4 protein-coding genes and 1 pseudogene are annotated in these 7,353 nt (G+C 72.1%); 4 read left to right on the plus strand and 1 reads right to left on the minus strand.

Annotation, left to right across the window (positions count from 1 at the left end):
• Positions 1-400: pseudogene (locus D7X74_RS36960) on the plus strand (hypothetical protein); the annotation flags it as partial.
• Positions 401-477: 77 nt separating this feature from the next.
• Here the strand turns inward: D7X74_RS36960 and D7X74_RS36965 are convergent.
• Complete coding sequence (locus D7X74_RS36965; RefSeq protein ID WP_120537685.1) at positions 478-1,839, minus strand: outer membrane beta-barrel protein; 1,362 nt, start codon at positions 1,837-1,839, stop codon at positions 478-480.
• Between the two features lie 283 nt (positions 1,840-2,122).
• On the opposite strand from D7X74_RS36965, the gene D7X74_RS36970 reads away from it, so the two are divergent.
• From D7X74_RS36970 to D7X74_RS36980, 3 genes are read left to right on the plus strand one after another with little or no spacing between them, the layout of a single operon-like run.
• On the plus strand, positions 2,123-3,373 hold the full coding sequence (locus D7X74_RS36970) for a DNA repair exonuclease (protein ID WP_120537686.1): 1,251 nt from the start codon (positions 2,123-2,125) through the stop codon (positions 3,371-3,373).
• A complete protein-coding gene (locus tag D7X74_RS36975; protein WP_120537687.1) occupies positions 3,370-6,570 on the plus strand; it encodes an AAA family ATPase in 3,201 nt (1,066 codons plus the stop codon). The genes D7X74_RS36970 and D7X74_RS36975 overlap by 4 nt, the downstream gene beginning before the upstream one ends.
• Positions 6,571-6,586: 16 nt before the next feature.
• Positions 6,587-6,991 carry a hypothetical protein gene (locus tag D7X74_RS36980; RefSeq protein WP_233602417.1) on the plus strand — a complete coding sequence of 135 codons (405 nt, stop codon included), beginning with the start codon at positions 6,587-6,589 and terminating at the stop codon, positions 6,989-6,991.
• Positions 6,992-7,353 lie beyond the last annotated feature (362 nt).

The raw sequence follows: 7,353 nt of genomic DNA on the forward strand, positions 1-7,353 counted from the left end.
GGCCCTCTCCGGGTGTCAGAGTCGGGACCGCAGCTCGGAGAGCATGGCGCCCCAGGAGGGCGGTGGCACGGGCGGCAGCGGCACGGGCGGCACCGGCACGGGCCAGACGGGGGACTCGATGCAGTCCCCGACCCCGACGGAGACCCCACCGGAGCCCCTACCGGAGACCCCACCGAGCACGGGTTCCTCCACGGACACCCCCGAAGAGGGCATGGGCGGCTCCGGCATGATGGACGCCGGCACGGGAGGCTCCGGGATGATGGACTCCGGCACCGGCGGCTCCGGAATGCAGGAGCCCATGGATTCGGACATGGGCAACACCGGCTCCACCGGGACCGGCAACGACATGGACACCTCCGGCGGCAACATGGGCGGCTCGGGCAACGAGACGACGCGTTAGCCACGCTGGCATCGTCCTGACAGGCGAGAGGCGCGGGTGGGCCGGGCGGACTGCCGGGCCCGCGCCTCCCGCTTGCATCAGAGCTTCACCATCAGCGCGCCGGTGAGGCGGCTCTCGCGCTTCACCAGGTCGGGGCTCCAGCCGTCCACGAGCGAGCCGGGCGCGCCCTGGTTGCCTCCGGGCGGCGTGACGCCTCCGGGCCCGGAGAAGTACGGCACGCTGGCCGCGCGGTGGTTGAACTCCAGGCGGAAGGTGATGAAGGGCTGGGGCATGACGTCCGCGGCCACCTGGAAGTCATACGCCTGATAGCGGTCGCCGGGGTTCGCGGTGAAGTACGGCGTGCCGGAGGCCGCGGTCGTCCCGTTGATGGGCGGCAGGAGCACCAGGTAGCGCCCGGGGTTGGTGATGGCGCCCCCGCCCACGGTCAATGCCAGACGGTCATGCGCGAACCACAGGCGGTGGTAGGCCATGAACCCCAGGAAGTACTGCGACCCGCAGCCCACGCCGCCACCGAACTCGCAGCCCGCGTCGAGCGTGAGGGACGCCGCCGCCTTGCTGACGAAGCCGTCCGGGCGGTCGAGGTACTTCACCATCACGCTGTCGTCGGTGTGCACGCGCCGGCGGCCCGGATTGCCCAGGGTGTCCGTGCCGTAATACTGGTTGCCCACCACCGACAGCCAGCCGGTGGGACGCCAGAGAATCTGTCCGCCCACGCCGTAGCCGTCGTTGAAGCGGCCGTAGGACTGCCAGCCATTGACGAGCCAGGGTTCGATCTTCAGCGTGTCGCTCACGAAGATTTGGGCGCGCACGCCGTTGAAGAACCACGGCGTGTTCGACGACACGTAGGACGGCTGGTAGGTCCAGTTGTCCGCGTTGTAGTAGCTCCACAGGCCGATGTAGCTCATGAAGATGCCGGCCTGCAGGTTGATGCCCCGCAGCGCATCGAAGTGGTAGCCGCCGTACGCCTCGGAGATGAAGCGGTAGGCGTCGTCCAGGTTCCACTGGCCGCGCGTGGGGCTCGCGTCGTTGCGCGGCGTCGTCTGGGAATACAGGCCGAACTGGGTCATCAACCGACCCATCACGTTCTTGTAGAGGAAGTCGCCGCCAATCCCCAACTGGGTGACCTGCACCTCGCCGTGGCGGAAGACCTCGCTGGAGCCGGCAATCGTGTCGTCCCGCGGGTGGTTGAAGCTGTGGTGGTAGACGGTGTCCGCGCGGAACTCGCCGGTGAACGCGCCGAAGGACAGCGGCTTCTCACTGGCGCCACCGTTGCCGGGCACCCAGGAGAAGTCCGCGAAGGCCAGCGGCGCGGGGCGGTCCGTGAGCGTGACGGGCTTCGCCGGCCCGGCGGGGGCTTGCGCCTGGACCATCGGTGCGAGCAGGAGCGTCGCCAGCGTGAGGGCCGCGCGACCCGGGATGCAGGAGGTGACGGGTTTCATGGCCTCCCCCCGGTGCAGCGGACGTACCGCGCACCGTGCGTTGACGGACTCCAGGGAGGTCGGTCGGTTACGTGAAGGCCCGGGTCCCGGCGTCGTGCGGAATGCAGGGCGCGAGCGGCCCACCCACCGCGAAACGCAGGGGCGTGGGGCCTGGAAGACGTGGCGGGTTTCCGAAGTCGGACGCACCGTGCGACCGCGGGACGTCCCGTGTGTCCACCGGAGCATCACCCTCCGGGGAGGGAAAGTCGGGCGTGCGGGGAGACTCGGGTACGTTGCCCACACGATGCGCTTCTCCTTCGTCCACGCCGCGGATCTGCACCTGGACACGCCGTTTCGGGGGGTCGCCACGCACGGGCCCCTGCTGGAGCGTTTCCAGCAATCCACCTTCCTGGCGCTCGCGCGCATCGTGGACGTGTGCCTGCGGGAGCGCGTGACGTTCCTGCTGCTGGCCGGAGACCTGTTCGACGTGAAGGACCGCTCCGTGCGCGCGCGGCTGGCGCTGCGCTCGGAGCTGGCGCGGTTGGACCGGGCGGGCATCCAGACCTTCATCGTCCACGGCAACCACGACCCGTTGAGCGGGGACACCGGCACGCTGGGCCTGCCCGCGTCGGTGAAGGTGTTCGGACCGGAGTGGGAGGACGTGGAGGTGCGGCGCGAGGGCCGGCGCCTGTGCCACGTGCAGGGCGTGTCCTATCCGGACGTGGAGGTGCGCGAGAACCTGTCCGCGAGGTTCCGCCGCACCGGTACGCACTTCAGCGTGGGCCTGCTGCACGCGAACCTGGGCGGCGACGCGGGGCACGCGAACTACGCGCCCTGCACGGCGGCGGACCTGGCGGCGGGCGGGCTGGACTACTGGGCGCTGGGCCACGTGCACACGCGCGCGGAGCACCTGCTGCCCGGCGGCGGCGTGGCGGTGTACCCGGGCAATCCGCAGGGGCGGCACATCCACGAGACGGGCGAGCGCGGCTGCGTGGTGGTGGACGTGGAGGACGGCGTCGCGCGCAGGCGGTTCGTGCCGGTGGACCGGGTGCGCTGGCACCGGCTGGACGTGCCGCTCTTTGGCGTGGGTTCGCTGGATGCGCTCCAGGCGGTGGCGACGGAGGTGGTGGAGGCGCGCTGCGCGGAGGACTTCGACGGGCACGCGGTGCGCCTCACGCTGGCCGGACGCGGACCGCTGCACCGGGAGCTGTCGCGGCCGGGGGCAAGGGCGCAGTTGGAGGCGGACCTGCGGGAGCGGCTGTCGCGCGCGCATCCGCCAGTGTTGCTGGAGTCGCTCCGGGACGGCAGCCGGCCGGAGGTGGACCTGGAGGCGGTGCGGGCCGGTGGCGGCTTCATGGGCACGCTGCTGGAGGAAGCCCGGGCGCTGGAGCAGGACGACGCGGCGCTCGCGGCGCTGTGGGACGACGAGGAACTGACGACGCTGGGCCAGCGCCTGAAGCGGCTGGGCGTGGACGCGCTGGAGGCGCCCCGTCCGGAGCTGGTGGCGCAGGCGGGACAGCGCGGCGTGGAGCAGCTCCACGAGGAGACGTCATGAAGCCGGGACTGCGCATCAACCGCTTCCAGGTGGATGGCTTCGGGCACTTCCTGGGCTACTCGGGGGCGCCGGCCCCGGGGCTCACGCTGCTGTATGGCCCCAACGAAGCGGGCAAGAGCACGCTGCTGGCCTTCCTGCGCGGCGTGCTGTTCGGCTTCGAGAAGCGCGGTCAGCCGGAGCGCTACGAACCCGAGGGCGCGCTCTTCGGCGGCGAGCTGTGGTTGGACACGGAGGCGGGGCCGCTGGTGGTGCGCCGTCGCGTGGGGAAGCGCGCGTCGGAGGGCACGCTCACGGTGCAGACGCCGGAGGGACAGCCGTTGCCGGAGACGCTGCTCGCGCAGGCGCTGGCGGACGTGCCCCGGGACCTGTTCTTCGAGGTGTTCGCCTTCCGGCTGGATGAGCTGTCGTCCTTCCAGCGGCTGGCGCAGCAGCGCGGCGTGTCCGAGGCGCTGTTCGCCGCGGGCATGCAGGGCGCGCGTCGGCTGCCCGAGGCGCTGGAGCGGCTGCGCAAGGACGCGGAAGGGCTGTACGCGCCGCGCGGGCAGAAGCCCGAATTGAACAAGGTGATGAAGGACCTGGAGGACGTGCAGCAGGCGCTGCGCGAGGCGGGGGACCGGCCCGCGCTCTACTTCTCCACGCGCGACCGGCTGACGGGGCGCATCGCGGAGGGCCACGCGCTGGAGGTGGCGCAGAAGGAGGCCGCTCGCGAGCTGGACCACGCGGTGCGGCTGGAGTCCGCGCTGGGGGACTTGTCGGTGCTCGCGCGCGACCGGACGGAGCTGTCGTCACTGCCGGTGCTGGACACCTTCCCCGCGGGCGGGGAGACGCGGCTGGAGGACGTGCTCCAGCGGCGCAAGACGTACCGGGCCCAGCAGGCACAGCTGCATGAGCGGCTGGCGCCCATCGACGAAGCGCGGGAGCGGCACGCCGCGCCCTGGCCCGTGCGCGAGCGCGCCGAGGCCCTGCGCACGGCGCTGGCCACCTTCGCGGGACATTCGGAGCAGCTTCGCGCCCTGCCCGCGCGCAGGGCTTCGCTCGCCTCGCGGCGGCGGCAACTGGAACAGGGGCTGGCGGAGCTGGGGCTCGCGGTGGACGCGGGCGGACTGCTCGCGCTGGACCTGGGGGCGCGGGCGCGCGGGGAGCTGGAGGCGCTGGCGGCGCGGCTGGAGGCTTCGGACAGCGCGCTCGGCGCGGTGGATCTGGAGCAGGCGCGGGCGCGCGAGGAGCGGACGCGGCTGGAGACGTCGCTGGCGCGGCTCCAGTTGGAGGTGGAGTCCCTGCCCGACGAGCGGCCCGCGCAGGTGCGCCAGCGGCAGGCGGCGGTGGGGCGGATGCGCGCGGTGCGCGGAGACCTGGAGCGGCTGGCCGAGCAGCGTCTGGAGCAGCGCCGGCAGATGGACGGCGTGCGGGCGCCCACGGACGCGGTGCCCCTGCATTCACTGCTGCCGCTGTCATGGGTGGTGGCGGCGGGAGGCGTGGCGCTGGGCTTCGCGGTGCTCGCGGCGGTGCTCGCGGGTGTTTCGGTGGGCGTGCTGTGCGCGGTGGGTGGCGCGTTGCTCGTGGGGTTGTTGCTGTTCGTGCGTCACCGCGTGGAGAAGGCGCGGCACGCGAGCCTGGAGGCGCAGGCGGCGCGACACCGCTGGCGTCAGCAGGAGGAGGAGCGATTCCGCGCGGTGCAGGCGACGATGTCCGCGCGCGAGGAGCTGCTCCAGCGGGAGTTGCTGCACGCGTCCGGCGCGGCGGGCATGTCCCCGGGCGCGTCGCTGTCGGACCTGGCCGCGCAGGAGTCGTTGCTGGCGGAGCGGCTGACGCAAGCCGAGCGGCGCGACCTGCTGGTGCGCGAGGAGGACGCGCAGCGCACGGCCTGGGACGGGGCGGTGCGCGAGGAGCAGCGCGTGGAGGAGGCCCGGCTGCGCGCGGAGCAACGCGCGGAAGGGCTGCGCGAGGAGTGGTCGGCGTTCCTGCTGGCGCGGCGCTTCCCGGTGGCGTTGTCCCCGGCGTCGGCGCTGACGCTGTGGCGGGACGCCGCGGCGCTGCGGCAGCGACTGTTGGACCTGCGCACGGATGAAGAGGAGTTCACCGTGGCGGAGGCTGCGTGCGGCGCGACGACGTCACGGCTGTTGGCGGAGGCGCAGGCGGCGGGGCTGCCTCCGGGGCCTGCGGAGACGGTGGCGGCGCGGGTGTCCCTGGCGCTGGAGGAGGTCCGCGCGAGGGCGGCGGATCAACGGCACCTGGATGGACAACGCGGCGAGCTGCTGGCGGAGAAGGCGCGCTTGGACCAGTTGGTGCTGGAAGAGGACCAGACGCTGGAGGCGCTGCTCGCGGAAGGGGGGTGCCAGGACGAAGCCACCTTCCGCCGTCGCGCGGTGCAGGCGCGAAGGTACGCGGAGCTGGTCATCCGGGTGCGCGAGCACGGCCAGCGGGTGCAGGCACTCACGGGCCTGAAGGAGGACGTGGCGAGAGCGGAGGTGCACGCGGCGGGCGGAGAGGCGGGCCTGAAGGAGCGGCTGTCCGGCCTGCGCGAGCGCTACCGCACCGAGGGCGAGCGGCTGAAGGCGGTGCTCACGGAGCAGGGCAGCCTGAAGACGCAGCTGTCGCAGTGGGAGAACGATGACCGGGTGTACCGGCTGCGCATCCAGGAGGAGACGCTGCGGGCGAAGGCGGCGGAGCTGGCGACGCGCTACGCGGCGGACCGGCTGACGCTGGCGCTGCTGGGACGGGCGCGGCGGCGCTTCGAGGAGGAGCAGCAGCCGCGCGTCATCCAGCTCGCGAGCGAGTCCTTCCAGGAGATGACGGGAGGGAGATACCGCCGCGTCTTCATCCCAGCGGGCGATGCGAGGGAGCTGCGGGTGAGCGACGGGGCGAGGGACTGGAGCGCGGAGCAGTTGTCCCGGGGCACGCGCGAGCAGCTCTTCCTGGCGTTCCGGCTGGCCGTCATCCGCTACTTCGGGGAGACGCGCGGCGCGCTGCCGCTCATCGCGGACGACGTGCTGGTGAACTTCGATCCGGAGCGGGCCCGAGGCGCGGTGCGACTCCTCGCGCGAATGGCCGAGCACCACCAGGTCATCGCCTTCACCTGCCACCCCTGGCTGCGCGCGCACTTCGAGGCCGAAGGCGCGCACGTGCTGGAGCTGGCCGGGGCCACGCGGCCGGCGCGGGAAGGCACACAACCGTTGCGAGTGGTCTCCGGAGGGTAGAAGACTGCAATCCCTCATGGGAACCCGACCGTGGAAGCTGCTGCCGCTCCTGCTGCTTGCCGCCTGTGCCCGCGTCCATCCTCCGGAGCAGGCAGCCCACCTCGCGTTCCCCATCGCTCTCCCCACGGAAGGACAACAGGTCCTGTCCGGCACGATGGCGGCTTCGGTCACCCTGGCGATGGAGGACTTCCTTCCGCTGGGTTCCAAGCCCGAGCGGAACGCCAGCCCCACCGAGGTCTGCGTCCACCAGCGCGAGGCGTATGACGTCACCGGCGTCCCCGGAAAAGACGGGGTGGTGTTCGTCCGCTTCTCCGTGAATCCCACGGCCTGCCGTGACCTGGCAGGACCCGCCATCTCGGACGTCCCCACCGTCTACGCCGTGGACACCCGGCGGTGGGTCATCCTCTCCATCCAGAAATAAAACGGGCCGGCCGACCCAGCGCCCCCGCGCGGATCCAGACCGACCCCTGGAAAAAACACTGGGAGCGCGCCCCCTCGACGCGCTCCCAGTGACTCAACCCCTCCCCCGAGGGGTCCCCCTCATCGAAAGCGGCCCCCAAAGACCCGCTTTCGTCCTGCTTGTGCCTTGGAGACGACAACCGCCGAAAACCTTGAGGAGTTCTGGAAGATCGACCCCCAGAACCCTTCCCCCCTCCGCCCAGGACGCTCTGCGCCCGAAGCCCTTGAGCGACGACGGCTCTGCCCCCGTCACTCCCACCTCATTTCCAAATACGTCGGCCGCTCGAATCCTTGGTTCGACCCCCATCTTTTTCGCCCGGCCCC

This window comes from Corallococcus sp. CA047B (genome assembly GCF_003612065.1).
In the GTDB taxonomy this organism is placed as follows: Bacteria; Myxococcota; Myxococcia; order Myxococcales; family Myxococcaceae; genus Corallococcus; species Corallococcus praedator.